The following is a 16602-nucleotide window of genomic DNA, read 5'->3' as shown; positions in this document are numbered from 1 at the left end:
ACGGAATTAAGAATGAATGCAGATTATTTTTTATATGTTTTTTGATATATAAGGAATAATTTTGAAGGATTTTGCAGAAAGATTGATAAAATTATAACAAGTTGGCATGAATATTGCTTATTATAATCATGTGGTTAGAAAGACATATTGTAGAAAACCTAGAAATTATACATAACCTTGTTTTTAAATATGTCAAAATAAAAAATGACAGATAAATATTAGGAGGAATTAAATTTATGGCACGTTTTACTTTACCAAGAGATTTATACCATGGAGAAGGATCGCTTGAAGTTCTTAAGACTTTAAAAGGAAAGAAAGCTTTTGTAGTTGTTGGCGGTGGATCAATGAAGAAGTTTGGCTTTTTAAAGCAAGTAGAAGACTATCTAAAAGAAGCTGGAATGGAAGTTGAATTATTTGAAGGGGTAGAACCAGATCCATCAGTTGAAACCGTAATGAAGGGTGCAGAAGCTATGAGAAACTTTGAGCCTGATTGGATTGTTGCTATGGGTGGTGGATCACCAATTGACGCAGCAAAAGCTATGTGGATATTCTACGAATACCCAGACTTTACGTTTGAGCAAGCAGTTGTTCCATTTGGATTACCAGAACTTAGACAAAAAGCTAAATTTGTAGCTATTCCATCTACAAGTGGTACAGCTACAGAAGTAACAGCATTCTCTGTAATAACAAATTATACAGAAAAAATTAAATATCCATTAGCTGATTTTAACATAACTCCAGATATAGCAATAGTAGATCCAGCGCTAGCTCAAACTATGCCTGCTAAATTAACAGCTCACACTGGAATGGATGCATTAACTCATGCTATAGAAGCATATACTGCATCACTTAGATCAAATTTTTCAGATCCATTAGCTATTAAGGCAATAGAAATGGTTCAAGAAAATTTAGTTAAATCATACGAAGGAGATAAAACTGCTAGAGATTTAATGCATGAAGCTCAATGTTTAGCAGGAATGGCATTTTCAAATGCGTTACTTGGAATAGTTCACTCAATGGCTCATAAGGTAGGAGCTGTATTCCATATTCCTCATGGATGTGCTAATGCAATTTTCTTACCATATGTAATTCAATATAATAGGGTAAAATGTGAAAACAGATATGCTGATATAGCAAGAACATTGAAATTGGAAGGAAATAGCGATGCAGAATTAACTGATGCATTAATAGCAGTAATAAATGAATTAAATGATAAATTATGTATTCCTCATTCAATGAAAGAATACGGAGTTGAAGAAGCTGATTTCAAAGCTAATCTTTCATTCGTAGCTCATAATGCAGTTTTGGATGCGTGTACTGGTTCAAATCCAAGAGAAATAGACGATTCAACAATGGAAAAATTATTTGAATGCACATATTATGGAACTAAGGTTAACTTATAATAAGTTTTGTCAAATAGATTTATTATCATTAAAGATAAACACAGAATTAAAACAAATGCTTTTTTAGTGTAAACCAAAGTTGAAGGAATAGTTTTAAGTTTAAAAGAGTCACAATTATAATTTGCATAAGAATTAATTGGATTAAGGTTAAAAAATTCCTATGGACTTAATTGAGTTAATATATTAAGATATCGTTAGAAAGTTATTTTATAGCAACGGCTCTCGCCTTAGAGAGCTTTTGTTATTATGAAAATTATCAGGAATAACACGGAAAAATAGTAAATATAAGTAATGAAAAATTACTGATTAGCTATTTAAATTATAGGGGGTACAAAGATTGTATAGAATAGTTAGCAAAAGAGAACTTACAGATAATATATTCTTAATGGATATAGAAGCACCTAGAGTTGCTAAATCAGCAAAACCAGGTCAATTTATAATTATAAAGAATGATGAAAAAGGTGAAAGAATACCTTTAACAATAGCAGATTACGATAAAGAAAAAGGAACAGTCGCAATAGTTTTTCAAACTGTTGGACAAGGAACAAAACAACTGGCTTCTTTTGAAGAAGGAGAGTTTGTTTGTGATTTTGTTGGGCCGTTAGGACAACCTAGTGAATTTGTTCATGAAAATATTGAAGATTTAAAGAAGCAAAATATCATTTTTATCGCTGGTGGAGTTGGAGCAGCTCCAGTATATCCACAAGTAAAATGGATGCATGAAAATGGAATTAAATGCGATGTTATAGTTGGAAGTAGAAATAAAGAATTATTGATATTAGAAGAAGAGATGAAAAAAGTTGCGGGAAACCTATATGTTGCAACTGATGATGGTTCGTATGGATTTAACGGTAGGGTTACAGATTGCTTAAAAGAATTGGTTGAAGTTCAAGGCAATAAATATGATCATGCTGTTGTAATTGGACCAATGATTATGATGAAGTTTATGGCAATGCTTACAAAAGAACTTGGCATTAAGACAACTGTTAGTTTAAACCCTATTATGGTTGATGGTACTGGAATGTGCGGTGCTTGTAGAGTAACTGTAGGCGGGCAAGTTAAATTTGCATGTGTAGATGGACCAGAATTCGATGGGCATTTAGTTGACTTCGATGAATCAATGAGAAGACAAACAATGTACAAAACAGAAGAAGGCAGATCTGTATTAAAGAGTGAAGAAGGAGATACTCACAACCATGGTGGTTGTGGATGTAAGGAGGATAAGTAATAGATATGAACGAAAGAATGAAAAGAACACCTGTCACTGAGCAAGCTCCTGAAGTAAGGGCTAGAAACTTTGAAGAAGTTTGTTTAGGATATAATGAGGAACAAGCTATAAAAGAAGCTAATAGATGTTTAAATTGTAAAAATCCAAAATGCGTTGAAGGATGTCCAGTCTCAATTGACATTCCGGGATTTATCTCAAAAGCTAAAACAGGAGATTTTGAAGGAGCTGCTAAGGAAATAGCAAAATATAGTGCGCTTCCAGCAGTTTGTGGTAGAGTATGTCCACAAGAAAGCCAATGTGAAGGCAACTGTGTGCTTGGAATAAAAGGCGAAGCTGTAGCAATCGGTAAGTTAGAAATGTTTACTGCTGACTGGTCAAGAAAAAATAATGTAGACTTATCACAAAGAGAACCTTCAAAAGGAAAGAAAGTTGCTGTTATTGGAAGTGGTCCTGCTGGACTTACTTGTGCTGGTGATTTAGCTAAAAAAGGTTACGATGTAACTATATTTGAAGCTTTACATGAAGCAGGCGGAGTATTAGTATATGGTATCCCAGAATTTAGATTACCTAAAGATGATGTTGTGAAGGCCGAAATAGAAAACATAAAGAAATTAGGAGTAAAAATTGAAACCAACGTTATTATCGGAAGAACAATAACTATAGACCAATTAATGGAAGAAGAAAAATTTGAAGCTGTCTTTATTGGGTCAGGTGCAGGTCTCCCTAAGTTTATGGGGATTCCAGGAGAAAATGCAAATGGAGTATTCTCAGCTAATGAATTTTTAACAAGAGTAAACTTAATGAAAGCATTTAAAGAAGAATATGACACTCCAGTTAGAGCCGGTAAAAAAGTTGCTATAGTTGGTGGTGGAAATGTTGCTATGGATGCCGCTAGAACTGCTTTAAGATTAGGAGCGGAATCACACATTGTTTACAGAAGAAGTGACGCAGAACTTCCAGCAAGGGCAGAAGAAATACATCATGCAAAAGAAGAAGGCGTAATATTTGATGTTTTAACAAATCCAACAGAAATCTTAGTAGACGAAAATGGATGGGTTAAAGGAATGAAATGTGTTGTAATGGAGCTTGGAGAGCCAGATGCTTCAGGAAGAAGAAAACCTGTAGTTAAAGAAAACTCAGAATTTATTATGGACGTTGATACAGTAATAATGTCACTTGGAACATCTCCAAACCCACTAATTTCATCGACAACTGAAGGATTAGATACAAATAAATGGAAATGCATAGTGGCAAATGAAGATGGATTAACTACTAAAGAAGGTGTGTACGCTGGTGGAGATGCGGTTACAGGAGCTGCGACAGTAATTTTAGCTATGGGAGCAGGTAAGAAAGCGGCAACAGCTATAGATGATTATTTAAGTTAATTAGTTTTTATAATGAGGTGCACAAAATAATAAATCAAATAGTAGAAATTAAATATTAAGTATAAATAAACTAACACTATGATAAAAAGGTCCAAGGTATAAGAATACATTGGACCTTTTTGTATAAGAAATAATTTAATGGTAGGAAATGGAGAAAAAATGGTAATGAATTGTATTATTTACATTGTTAGGTTGATTTTTTTGCGTTTGAATGTTAATATTACATATATATTGTTAAAATGTAAAATTGAACTGAAAATTTAGTTATATTAGATGATAAGAAAATATAGAAATGAGAAAAAATTTGTTTGATATTTCTATAATATAAGGTAACTTGACAATGAATCAATTTGAAATCGATTTAATATTTGTTTTAGTTGGAGTAATTGTCTTTATATAATTTGTAAAAGGGGAAGTGTTTTTTTATTTAGAAATTAAAAAACATAGGAACAATAAAGATTATTGGTATACAAGGGGGAGTAAAAATGTTAAATGACTTAAAAGTAACGAAAAAGATTTTATTATTCTCAACTACAATGATTCTACTACTTTTTATTCTTGGAGGTACAGGCTATTATTTTAATTTAAAAGCAAGTAAAAGTATTAATGAAATGTATCAAGAATCATTATTGCCTGTTGAGTGGTTAAATGATAATAGAGCGCAAGCTAGAACCATTGAAGGCGACATATATTATATTATTTTAGATACCAAAAATCCTAACGAGCAAAATTCAAAATTAGTGGATATCCAATCTAAAGCAAAATCTTTTGATGAAAAGTGGCAAATGTATAAAGAAATAAAACATGATGAATATGAACAGGAGACGATTAACACTCTTGAAAAAAACCTTAAAGAGTATAGAGAAAAAAGAGATGAAATCATAAAACTAGCTATGAATGGAAATCAGGATGCAGCATTAGAGAAATATAAAACAATTGATAGTATAGCTCAACAATTTCAAAAGAATTTGAAAGATTTAGCGTTTTACAGAGCTAGTTTAGCTGAAAACTTGAATAAACAAAATATTAATGATTTCAATTTTTCGACAAAGATTATAATTATAATTAGCTTAATTGCAGTATTTATTGGGACTATGCTTTCATTAGTCATTTCAAAGACGATATCAAACCCTTTAAAATCAGCAGTACAATATATAAAAGTTTTATCAAAAAGGGATTTTACAGGATTAATTTCACAAGAGCTTCTAAAGCGTAAAGATGAAATGGGAGAGCTTGCTAATTCAATTCATATGATGCAAAATGATATGAGTGCATTAATAAAAGAAATAATGGGCAGATCTCAGGATATGAATGCATCAAGCCAGGAACTTTCTGCTACGGTTGAAGAACTTACTATTAAAGCAGAAAATATAGAAGCAGCAATAAATAGAATTACAAATGATGCACAGGAAACCAGTGCGTCAGCGGAAGAAATAAGTGCGGCTATAGAGGAAGTTAATTCAAGTATTACTATATTATCGAGCAGAGCTATTGAAGGAAGTAATAATGCTAATGAATCCAAAGGAAGAGCTACAGAAGTTCAAAATAGGGGGAAATCATCTGTTCAAGAAACAAGACGAACATACGACGAGAAAAAAGAAAAAGGATTAAGAGCTATTGAAGATGGTAAAATAGTAGAAAATATTAAGGTGATGGCGGATACCATTGCAGAGATATCAGAGCAAACTAATTTGCTTGCATTAAATGCGGCTATTGAAGCTGCGAGAGCAGGAGAACAAGGAAAAGGATTTGCAGTTGTCGCTGAGGAGGTTAGAGCATTAGCGGAGCAATCATCTGAAGCTGTAACCAATATTAAAAATACAATTATAAAAGTGCAACAAGCTTTTAAAAACCTTTCTGATAATAGTAAAGATGTATTAAACTTTATAAGGGATAATGTTGATCCTCAATTTGAATCAATGAAAGACATGGGGAACAAATATTATAATGATGCAGAGTTTGTTACAAATATGTCAAAAGAAATAGCATCTATGTCTAAAGAGTTAACAGTGACCATTAATCAAATAAATGAAGCAATACAAAATACAGCTGGAACGGCGCAGCAATCATCTGAAAATGCTGAAACAATAAAAGAAAGTATAAGCCAAACAACGAAAGCTATTGAACAAGTGGCAGTAACTGCTCAGCACCAAGCAGAGCTTGCGGAAAATCTTAATGAGATGGTTCATAGATTTAAGATTTAGATGAAGAAGTATTTTTTTGAAGCAGCAATATACTAAAGATTGCTGCTTCATTTTTATATGCAGTAAAGGTGTTAGGGAAAGATGGTATAGGATATCTTTCGCATATTATATTGTGAATTAGTTTAGTTACGGTATAAATACACTTTTGTATTTATAAAAATCTGTTGATAAAATTGCTAAATAGTTAATTAAATAATGATGTTTTTGGAAATATGTAAAAGAATTTTTACTTTTTTTGATTTTTTGCTATAATAGGATTAAGAGTTTTTCTCTTAATTATTATGGTTACTTCATTTATATTATTTACATCATATCATTTGGGGAGAATGTTGACATATAAAAAAATAGAATTTTAAAATTATAAAGGATATATTTTTTAGGCATGAGAAATTAAACTACAGCAATTAAGATACGAAATTACGAATCTTTAATTATTTTTAAAAATAATTAAAATCAAACTATTGATTTTATAAATGTTATAGTAAAAAAGATCTGAAATTGTAAGTAGAATGAGTAAAAAATTTATCTTGAAAGGGGCTTAAAATGAAAAAAATTATCCAACTTGAAGAAAAGATGTTAAAAGAACTTACCAATAGAGCACGTACAAGCAATATAATAGACTCTGAACTATTTTCAAAATATCAGGTTAAAAGAGGACTTAGGGATATAGATGGAAGAGGCGTTCTTGTAGGACTCACAGAAATTGGGGATGTTAGATCTTATATTGTTGAAGAAAATGAGATGGTTCCAATACCAGGAAAATTGCTTTACAGAGGCATAGATATTTCAGATATTGTCACGGGTTTTATGAAAACTAATAGTTATGGTTTTGAAGAGACGTGCTATTTACTTTTATTTGGAAATCTACCAAATAAAGAGGAACTTAAGGACTTTGAAGAGTTATTGGCGGAATATAGAAGTTTACCAGATGATTTTGTTCGTGATATGATATTAAAAATGCCGAGCAGGGATATTATGAATTCTATTGCAAGAAGTGTGTTGGCTTTTTATAGTCTAGATGATTCAGCTGACGATACTACAATAGAAAATGTGCTAAAGCAGTGTTTAAAACTTATAGCATGTTTTCCATTGATTGCAGTTTACGGTTATCAGGCGCATTCACATTATCATGGAAATAAAAGTTTATTTATACACAGTCCTCAAAAGAATCTAAGCACAGCTGAAAATATTTTATATATGCTCAGACCAGATAGTAAATATACAAAGCTTGAAGCAACTTTATTAGATCTTGCTCTTGTTCTCCATGCAGAACATGGAGGTGGAAATAATTCTTCTTTCGTTACACATGTTGTTACGTCTTCAGGTTCTGACACTTATTCGGTTATAGCTGCGGCGCTTGGATCTTTAAAAGGACCTAGACATGGTGGAGCAAATATTAAAGTGACACAGATGTTCGAAGATATAAAACAAAATGTAGAGAATTGGGAGGATGATAAGGAAATTGAGGAGTATTTAGTTAAGTTGCTAAATAAGAAAGCGTTTGATCGATCAGGACTCATTTATGGCATAGGTCATGCTGTTTACTCAATTTCTGATCCAAGAGCTGTAATTTTTAAGGAACATGTTGCAAGATTGGCAAAGGAAAAAGGGTTTGAAGATGAGTATAATCTATATGAGAAGGTTGAAAAACTAGCGCCTGAAGCAGTGGGAAAAGTGAGAAAGATGTATAAGGGCGTAAGTGCGAATGTAGATTTTTATTCAGGTTTTGTATATAGAATGTTAGATATTCCTCCTGAATTATTTACTCCTATCTTTGCCATTTCAAGAATAGCAGGTTGGAGCGCTCACAGAATTGAAGAAATAGTCAATTCAGGAAAAATAATTAGACCTGCATATAAGAGTGTTGTTAAAAGAAAAAAATATATTGATATAGATGAAAGATAAAAAAGCTATATAATAATAAATGTATATAGATAAGAAACGTGTGTACTAGATTAAATTTAGTACACACGTTTTTAGTTATCATAATTCATGCACAAATTAATATGAGAACAAGTTTTCATTTATTATATTCACTTATTTAAACTTTCTATTTGTAGCCTATTAACATGAAACATTTCTATATTTTTTGTTACTCTTGAATAAGACTATTAAGAATCATACCTGTAACAACAAGGGTGATACCTACAATACTAATAAGAGTTGGAACTTTGTCATGAAATATAAACAAACCTCCAAGAAGTGTAAAGATAACTTCACCTGATTGTGTTGATTCAATCACTGATAGCTTGTGAGTATCATTACTTACCATATCAGTAGCCTTGAAAAATAGTATAGTTGCAATAATACCTGAGAAAATAGCAACTATGAAAGATTGGAACACTTGTCCGCTACTTGGCAGTCCAACATCTAAAATACCACAAATAGATATTATTAACCAAAAAGGCATACTGCATAGTGTCATACCAAAAACTCTTTGAAAAGTAGTAAACTTGTTATCACAAATCTCGATCATTTTACGGTTGCCTAGGGGATAAGAAAATGCGGCTAAAACAACAGGGATAACTCCAAGAAGTGTTTGAGAAGTTGATATGCCTTTTGATATTTCTAGCTGCATTAAAAAAATACCCAAAAGAATTATTGAGGACATTAAGAGTGATTTTGTTGGCATTTTGTTTCTTACTTTATAAAAGCCATCCTCTGTTTCAACATTCCTATAAAATAATGGAGACATAAGTGCACCAGCAATTATTGTTATTTGCCAAGTTCCAGCAACTAACCATGATGGTCCGTATACTGATGCAAAACTTAATGGTGCATAAAAGAAGCCAAAACCTACTGTACTCCAAATCAACCATTGAATAGGTTTTTCTATAATATCATTTAGAACTGCCAGTAATTTATTGTTTATAACCATGATAAAAAATAGTATAGGTAACATAAAAATATATCTTAGAGATGAACTCCAAAGCCAGCTGCCTCCAGAAATATTCATTTGCTGATTAAGTATAAAAGTAAATGCAAAAAAAAATGATGCTGATATTCCTAATATAATTGCTTTTGCCATTTTCAACCCCCGTATGTTATAGTAAGATAAAATTATAAGTTAATATGAGAAGTAGTATATTATATATTATAAACCTGTATGTTATAATATACAATATATTTAGTATTTATGTTATAACATACATACTGGTAGGAGTGAGGCAATGAAAAGTTTGAATATTATAATTGGTAATAAATTAAAGGAAATAAGGAACACAAGAGAACTAAGTTTGGATGAGGCATCTAAATTAACAGGCGTAAGTAAAGCAATGCTTGGGCAAATTGAAAGGGGAATATCAAACCCAACAGTCTCAACACTATGGAAAATTGCAACTGGGTTAAAAGTATCCTTTTCATTTTTTATTGATGAGGATCAAGATGATTTAAAAGTAGTAGATCAGAAAGTTATAAAACCAGTAATTGAAGACAATTATATGATGAAGCTATTTCCAATATTCCCTTTTGATGCAAGTAAGGGGTTTGAAATATTTACAATTGAATTAGAACCAGGGTGCAATCATATATCTCCTCCACATAATGATGGGGTAGAAGAATATGTTATAGTTACAGCAGGGCAGATTGAATTGGAAATAAATAATAGAAAGTTTATATTACAAAAAGGAAATTCGATTAAATTTGCCGCTAATAAACCACATTCTTACAAGAATTTCAGTGAAAGAATAGCTATATTTCAAAATGTTATACTTTACTGCAAATAGTAATGAAAATGCTTAGTGTCCTGCACCAAGCATTTTATTTTACTAGTCCCTCCATATATGCCATAAAGCATTATTCGTGCCTCTAGCAAATACATCAGTTCTATTAGGTCCCCAAGAAACGGCAGCTGGATCGGAGGTGAGTATACCTCCTATGTCTTGCCAATCGCTCCAGCGAGTTCCATTCCAAATTATTGTTTGAAGCTGATTATTTTCTCCTCTTGCAAATACCTCAAGTCTATTAGAAGTTCTAGAGGAAACAGCAGGAGCAGAAGTTATATTGCCACCAAGGTTCTCCCAATCACTCCAATTTGAACCATCCCACCACTTATGGTACAGCTGATTTCCTTGACCTCGAGCGAACACATCAATTCTGCTATTGCCCCAAGAAACAGCAGCAGGAGATGAAGTAAGAACACCACCGAGACTCTCCCAATCACTCCAACTGGAATCATTCCAGTATTTATGATAAAGCACATTATTGGTACCACGTACAAAAGTATCAATTCTATTATTACCCCATGAAGAGGCAGCGGGAGATGAAGTGAAAATACCACCGAGGTCTTCCCAATCACTCCAGTTAGTGCCATTCCAATATTTGTGATACATGGAGTTACTTGTGCCTCTTACAAAGACATCAATTCTATTAAGTCCCCAAGAAATAGCTGCAGGGGCAGATGCTAAAACTCCGCCTAAGCTTTCCCAGTCACTCCAGCTAGATCCATTCCAGTATTTATGGTACAAAGCATTGTCGCTGCCAGCTACGAAAGTATCAAGTCTATTTGTTGACCAAGATGAAACGCCTGGTCCAGAGTTTAGTACACCACCAAGATCTTCCCATTGACTCCAATTAGTGCCGGGAATTGGTGTAGGGCTAGGTGCTGAGTCGCTGTATCTTAAGGTGAATGCAATTACATTTCTAAAAATACGGTTAATTATGCCATTAGGAATGCCAGAAGAGCGTAGTTCAACAAAAATTTTGTTATATCTTCTTCTAAAATCGTTAAAAATGGAGTTTGTTCTTTGATTAATATTTCCTGTATAATTTGAAGAATTGTCTAATGTAAAAGAAATAACTGTTCTAAAATAATTATCGATTATCCCTTGAAATCCTGTATAGAGCTGAGGTTGCTGAGTTTGAAGAGCTCGTATAATTTTATTCACATCCTGTTCAGAAGCTCGAGTATCGCGTAAGTAATATCTATCATAAAATGAATCAAGTTCATCAAGTACTTTTCTATCATTATCGTTATTATACCCTCTAAATTTAGCATTTAATGATGGAAAATCAGCGTCTTCCATAAAACTAGGACAGTAAAAAAAATCATCAATACACATTTGATATCACCTTATAATATTTTTTATGGTTTAAGAACCTATCAAATTCATATTATGAATAATGTTTAGGAGTGTTACTGAAAGAAGAAAACAACAGTTTCACTATTAGAGATATTCTTTTATTAAGTATAATGTAATATACTTAAACTAGGAAAAGTATATTGGAGTGAGATGAATGAATAATAACGAATCTAAAGCTATTAGTAAGTTAATAAAAAAAGATTTTAATAAGCTTGGGCTTACTATTTTAATGAAAGAGTTGTTGGCTAATTTAGCTGTAATAATTTTTGCTATGTTTATTACATTAGTCGAGATTATAAAAGATCCTAATATAACTAACTATCAATTAGAAAAGGTTCTAGATAATGGAACTTATAATGGAATAATGAGTATAGTTGCAGTCTTGGTTTCATTTATTCCATTTCTCATATATAGAGGAAAGAAATTTTTTTATTATGATTTAAAGTTAGAAAATAGAAAATTTACTTTTAGAACTTTAGTGTTTGGTTTTATTGTAATAATAGCTATAAATAGTTCATTGGTATTGTTTTCTAATATCTTAGAAATAGGCTTAAATGCAATTGGATTAAGTGCTAATTCAGCATTGGAAGATCTGGATGCATTAAATGAACTCACAGTACCAATGATTATTTATTCGTGTATATTGGGACCTATAATCGAAGAATTTATATATAGAGGTGCAGTTCTTAGGAGTCTGCAGAAACATGGAAAGCGTTTTGCTATAATAGTTTCAGCATTATTATTTGGATTGATGCATGGCAATTTCTTTCAGATATTTATGGGAGTTGGGATAGGTATAATATTAGGATATTTAGCGACTGAGTATTCAATAAAATTAACTATAATTTTACATATTATTAATAACATTAGTGTACAAGTATTATCACAATCTACTTCATATGTAACTAATAATACAAATATAATTATTAATATGTCTCTTATATCTGTCAGCTTAATAATACTAATAATAGCTATTCTTAGAAATAAAAATAATATTACTGGGTGGCTTCAAGCTAATACTACAGAAAAGGGAATTTGGCTTAAGTTTTTCACTTCTATTTTAGTAATTGTAGTAATCATTTTTGATTTGTTTAGTGTTATAAGTAGTATAAAACCAATTTCATAAAGGTTCGTGAAAGAAAAATGATTAATAATGTAATTCAATTTAGATTAAAATAATAATATTTGAATAATAAAGGTAACTGAAAATATGATTTTATGCAGAAAAGTAATTCAAAATGTATAAATAAAGTTTTCAGTAACCTTTATTTTTTATTGGTATAATTACTTGGTTTATAAAGGAAGTATTAGTAACTTAGTAAAAGACATTTATATAAAACTGGAATATGATTTCACAAAATCCAATGTCATGAATAAAAAATTATTTAAAACATTTACTGATGCAATAAAATTGTAATTATACTGTAACAAGAATGTGACAATTAAATAATACAATACCACTATATAATAATTAACTGAGGCTCACGGTATGAGGAGGTAAAAATGAAAAAATATAAATTCACTAAAGAATATTTAGGGATATCTTTAATTTTAATATTATCTGGAATATTAAATTTTGCAAATATAGGAATAGAGGGGAATGGAAATGGGTATTATGCCGCAGGAGTAAAAAGTATGACATTGAGTATCAAAAACTTCTTTTTCGTATCTTTTGATCCAGGGAGCTTTGTAACAATTGATAAACCGCCACTTGGATTCTGGATTCAAGCAATATTTGCTAAGATATTTGGATTTAGCGGGTGGAGTATACTGTTACCACAAGCTTTAGCAGGAGTAATATCAGTTTATCTTATATATTATCTTGTTAAAAGGGCTTATGGGACCGAAGCAGGATTAATATCAGCAGTCTGTCTTGCTATAACTCCAGTTTTTGTAGCAGCAAGCAGGAATAATACTATTGATAATCTGCTTGTAGTTACGTTACTTTTTGCGTGCATTATGCTTACTTTTGCTGCAGAAAAAGGAAGGGTAAAGTATTTATTTATGAGTTTAATACTTGTGGGAATTGGATTCAATATAAAAATGTTAGAGGCATATATGATTGGGCCAGCATTTTATATTACATATCTTCTTTCATCAACAATATCTTTTAAAAGGAGAATTGGTAATCTTGTTATTGGTACAGTTATTCTTTTTGCAGTATCTTTATCGTGGGCGTTAATTGTTGACTTAGTTCCATCACAAAACAGACCTTTTATTGGTAGCAGCACAAACAATAGTGTTTTAGAACTTATAATTGGTCATAATGGCTTAGAAAGACTTGGATTAAGTGGCAAATCTGTTAGAGGTGGATTTGGTAGAGATAATGATGGAAATAACAGAGGAATGGATGAATCACCTCAAAATAATGATAAAGGAATGCATGGAGTGACACCAACTATTAAGAATCAGAAAAATGGAAATATGCAGTCACCTAATGGCACTGGACAAAGCGGTATTCAGGGTTCTTTTGGAGGTCAAGCTCAAGCTGGCATAACAAGATTATTCTCTAAAAATAGTTTGTCTGATCAAATAGTTTGGTTTTTACCAATAGCGTTAATAGGTTTTGTGGCAGGTGCATTAAAGGAAAAATTGCGATTTAAATTAGATAATAAGAGGAAGATATCGTTAGTTCTTTGGTTTATATGGTTAGCACCTGAATTTATATATTTTAGTTACACAACAGGTCTATTTCATCCTTATTATTTAACTATGATGGCACCTCCAATAGCAGCTTTAACTGGAATTGGAGTGGTAGCTATGTGGGAATTATTTAAAGAAGGCAAATGTAAATCATGGTTGCTGCCAGCTTCTCTATTAGCAGAGGGGGTAACCCATTTAGCAATGTTCTCCAACTTTGAGGCTAATATATCAGGTATAGCTAGAAATATTATTATAGCTGGTTTAATACTGTGTTTTTCTGCTTCAGGAATGTTGATTATATTGAACATTATTACGATTATTAGTAGAAAAAAATATACAGACTTAAATAGCAATAAAAATGTGCGCATTAAGAAGATAGTATTAGGGTGTGGGATTCTAGGAATTTTAACTACACCATTTCTTGGTGCTAGTGCAGCTATAACTCATAGTGTAAATAGTACTATCCCTTGTGCTGGATTAGAACTTCTTTCAAACAATAAAATAGGAGGTTTTAATGCCGGAAGAAATAATTCTAGCTCAAATTCAAAGTTAATAAATTTTTTAATTAACAATAGGGTAGATGAGAAATATATAATTGTTGTTGCTTCATCACAAAGTGCTGATAATATTATCATTCAAACTGGCGAACCAGTGATGGCTCTTGGAGGTTTTTCAGGTTCAGATAATATAATATCATTAGATCAATTTAAGGAATTGGTTAAAAATGATGAAGTAAGATATGTACTTACTGGAGGTATGGGTCGTGGTGGCAGTAGTGAAATTATGAACTGGGTCACTAAAAACGGTACATTGGTGCCTCAAAGTCAATACAAAGATGTAGTACAAAACAGTGAGTCTAAAAATAGTGATGAAAATAAAAATTTAATAGGACAAAACATGGCAAGGTTTAGTAGTAATAATTCAGAGCAACTTTATGATCTAAAAGGCGTAGCCGATACGTTAAAATAAAAATTAACATAACTATTATAAATGGATGAATTATTTTATCCATTTATTTAATTGTAACAATTTAATACAGTTCATTAGAAAAGGAGAGAAAGGAATGGGGAAAACTAGCGGTAAAAAATATATACTAAGAATAAGCTTAATATTGGTACTAATAGTATCAGTATTTATAAGTATTTTTTCTGTGCAGAATTATAATAGTAATAGTTTAATGAAGCAAAACAACCAAGTTGATCTAAACAGAGATAGTCAAGTAAATCGAAATCAGGGAAATCAGTCAAATATAAATAATAACAAGCAAATAGGAAACAATAGAAATATGCAAAGGGGAGGTGGAGGCAGTAAATATCTTCAGCAACTTACTGTATACTCTGTAGTATTTTTAATTTTAAGTTGTGGGATTTATTATTTTTTACGTAAAAAAGAAATAAAAGTAGATTTTCATGATGAAAGGCATATTTTAATTACATTGTTAGCAGTAGGATTCCTTTTGAGAATAGGAGCTTCAACTTTAATGAATGGACATAATGATATTAATTTATTTAAGAATTGGGCACAAGTAGCGGCTAATGGATTTTCACAGTTCTATTCTAATGCAAGGCAGGCAGATTATCCGCCTTTATATATATATGTTTTAGCATTAATCGGGAAGTTGGCTAGTTTACCAACTTTAAATGCATATTATATATTGCTGCTAAAAATACCTTCTATAGCAGCGGATGTTATTTCAGGTTATTTTATATATAAATTAGGGAAAAAATATTTAAGCTCTTTAATCAGTATTTTATTGGCATTTTTTTATATATTCGATCCAGCTGTATTTATTGATTCAACATTTTGGGGACAAGTTGATTCTTTCTTCACATTATTAATTATATTTGCAGTATATTTCTTATGTGAGAAGAGATATGTGTTTTCATCTTTAATATTTGTAATTTCAGTATTAATGAAACCTCAGGGAATTATATTCTTTCCAATACTTTTCTTTGAATTAGTAAGGCAGAGAAAAGTAAAGAATTTTATCTACTGTGCAGTTTCTTCCGTAGTTACTGCAATAATTATTATAATTCCATTTGCTTTTAATCAGCAAAGTCCATTTTGGATTGTTAATTTATATTCTAAAACTATATCAGAGTATCCATATGCTTCTGTTAATGCATTTAATTTCTTTAGTTTAATAGGCGCCAATTATAAAAATGACAATAGAACTTTATTTTTGTTTAATTATCATACAATAGGAATGGGTTTTATTATAATAACAACTTTAATAAGTTGGTTTATCTATATTAAAGGAAATAATAGGAAGTATATTTCTGCAATAGGGCTGCTTCAAATAGCGGGAGTGTTCACTTTTTCGGTTGGAATGCATGAACGATATCTATTTCCTGCAGTGGCATTAGCTATTGTAGCTTATATTTATTTAAGAGATGCAAGGTTCTTCATTTTGGCCGTAGGGTTTAGTATTACTAGTTTTATCAATATAGCTATCGTACTTTTTGGTGCAACTGAATCTACTTTTAATATTTTTCTTAGAGGAAGCGCAGTTTTAAACATACTATTAGTAATATATTTAGTAAAAATTCTTCTAGATAATACTTTAAAAAGAGTTTCTAATAATTTAAAATTAATAAAAACAAAGCAATAAAGAAATTTCCTAATACTAATTTTCTTACTTTGTGACTATATTGTAAC

Annotated in this window: 11 protein-coding genes; 9 read left to right on the top strand and 2 right to left on the bottom strand. The window is 31.1% G+C overall.

From position 1 onward, the window contains the following. Positions 1-236: 236 nt before the first annotated feature. The 5 genes from D2A34_RS16070 (at position 237) to D2A34_RS16050 (ending at position 8125) form a co-directional block, all read left to right on the top strand. Entirely contained in the window at positions 237-1403 is a 1167-nt protein-coding gene (locus D2A34_RS16070) for an iron-containing alcohol dehydrogenase (protein ID WP_119367317.1), read from the top strand. 337 nt (positions 1404-1740) lie between these two features. Further along, positions 1741-2631: a sulfide/dihydroorotate dehydrogenase-like FAD/NAD-binding protein gene (locus D2A34_RS16065; protein WP_119367316.1), complete on the top strand. Its 891-nt coding sequence runs from the start codon at positions 1741-1743 to the stop codon at positions 2629-2631. Beyond that, positions 2631-4016, top strand: a complete 1386-nt coding sequence (gene gltA / locus D2A34_RS16060) for an NADPH-dependent glutamate synthase (RefSeq protein ID WP_119367315.1) — start codon at positions 2631-2633, stop codon at positions 4014-4016. Before D2A34_RS16065 ends, gltA begins: the two co-directional genes overlap by 1 nt. 485 nt (positions 4017-4501) lie before the next feature. Continuing rightward, positions 4502-6220, top strand: a complete 1719-nt coding sequence (locus D2A34_RS16055) for a methyl-accepting chemotaxis protein (protein ID WP_119367314.1) — start codon at positions 4502-4504, stop codon at positions 6218-6220. Positions 6221-6763: 543 nt separating this feature from the next. Continuing rightward, a complete protein-coding gene (locus D2A34_RS16050; protein WP_079439496.1) occupies positions 6764-8125 on the top strand; it encodes a citrate/2-methylcitrate synthase in 1362 nt (453 codons plus the stop codon). Positions 8126-8312: 187 nt separating this feature from the next. On the opposite strand, the gene D2A34_RS16045 is transcribed toward D2A34_RS16050, so the two are convergent. Next, on the bottom strand, positions 8313-9248 hold the full coding sequence (locus D2A34_RS16045; protein ID WP_119367313.1) for a DMT family transporter: 936 nt from the start codon (positions 9246-9248) through the stop codon (positions 8313-8315). Positions 9249-9390: 142 nt separating this feature from the next. On the opposite strand from D2A34_RS16045, the gene D2A34_RS16040 reads away from it, so the two are divergent. Continuing rightward, on the top strand, positions 9391-9945 hold the full coding sequence (locus D2A34_RS16040; RefSeq protein WP_119367312.1) for a helix-turn-helix domain-containing protein: 555 nt from the start codon (positions 9391-9393) through the stop codon (positions 9943-9945). A 42-nt stretch (positions 9946-9987) separates the two neighbouring features. On the opposite strand, the gene D2A34_RS16035 is transcribed toward D2A34_RS16040, so the two are convergent. Then, positions 9988-11244 (bottom strand): PLL family lectin, encoded by a 1257-nt coding sequence (locus D2A34_RS16035; protein ID WP_243128353.1) that lies wholly within the window; start codon positions 11242-11244, stop codon positions 9988-9990. Between the two features lie 211 nt (positions 11245-11455). Between D2A34_RS16035 and D2A34_RS16030 the strand changes: the two genes are divergently transcribed. The 3 genes from D2A34_RS16030 to D2A34_RS16020 all read left to right on the top strand — a co-directional run bounded on the left by D2A34_RS16030 (position 11456) and on the right by D2A34_RS16020 (position 16555). Beyond that, the gene (locus D2A34_RS16030) at positions 11456-12427 is read left to right on the top strand and encodes a CPBP family intramembrane glutamic endopeptidase (RefSeq protein WP_079439492.1); all 972 of its coding nucleotides are present in this window, start codon (positions 11456-11458) and stop codon (positions 12425-12427) included. Between the two features lie 377 nt (positions 12428-12804). Then, positions 12805-14913 (top strand): glycosyltransferase family 39 protein, encoded by a 2109-nt coding sequence (locus tag D2A34_RS16025; RefSeq protein ID WP_119367311.1) that lies wholly within the window; start codon positions 12805-12807, stop codon positions 14911-14913. Positions 14914-15007: 94 nt separating this feature from the next. Further along, the gene (locus D2A34_RS16020) at positions 15008-16555 is read left to right on the top strand and encodes a glycosyltransferase 87 family protein (protein ID WP_119367310.1); all 1548 of its coding nucleotides are present in this window, start codon (positions 15008-15010) and stop codon (positions 16553-16555) included. The last annotated feature ends 47 nt before the right edge of the window (positions 16556-16602 follow it).

The organism is Clostridium chromiireducens (genome assembly GCF_003575225.1).
GTDB classification, from domain to species: domain Bacteria; phylum Bacillota; class Clostridia; order Clostridiales; family Clostridiaceae; genus Clostridium; species Clostridium chromiireducens.
This window is presented reverse-complemented; position numbering and strand designations above follow the sequence as displayed.

Bases quoted from the DNA above. Each gene is read 5' to 3' on its own strand.
- D2A34_RS16070 (WP_119367317.1), top strand. From the start codon at position 237: ATGGCACGTTTTACTTTACCAAGAGATTTATACCATGGAGAAGGATCG.
- D2A34_RS16055 (WP_119367314.1), top strand. From the start codon at position 4,502: ATGTTAAATGACTTAAAAGTAACGAAAAAGATTTTATTATTCTCAACT.
- D2A34_RS16050 (WP_079439496.1), top strand. From the start codon at position 6,764: ATGAAAAAAATTATCCAACTTGAAGAAAAGATGTTAAAAGAACTTACC.
- D2A34_RS16045 (WP_119367313.1), bottom strand. From the start codon at position 9,248: ATGGCAAAAGCAATTATATTAGGAATATCAGCATCATTTTTTTTTGCA.
- D2A34_RS16040 (WP_119367312.1), top strand. From the start codon at position 9,391: ATGAAAAGTTTGAATATTATAATTGGTAATAAATTAAAGGAAATAAGG.
- D2A34_RS16035 (WP_243128353.1), bottom strand. From the start codon at position 11,244: ATGGAAGACGCTGATTTTCCATCATTAAATGCTAAATTTAGAGGGTAT.
- D2A34_RS16030 (WP_079439492.1), top strand. From the start codon at position 11,456: ATGAATAATAACGAATCTAAAGCTATTAGTAAGTTAATAAAAAAAGAT.
- D2A34_RS16025 (WP_119367311.1), top strand. From the start codon at position 12,805: ATGAAAAAATATAAATTCACTAAAGAATATTTAGGGATATCTTTAATT.
- D2A34_RS16020 (WP_119367310.1), top strand. From the start codon at position 15,008: ATGGGGAAAACTAGCGGTAAAAAATATATACTAAGAATAAGCTTAATA.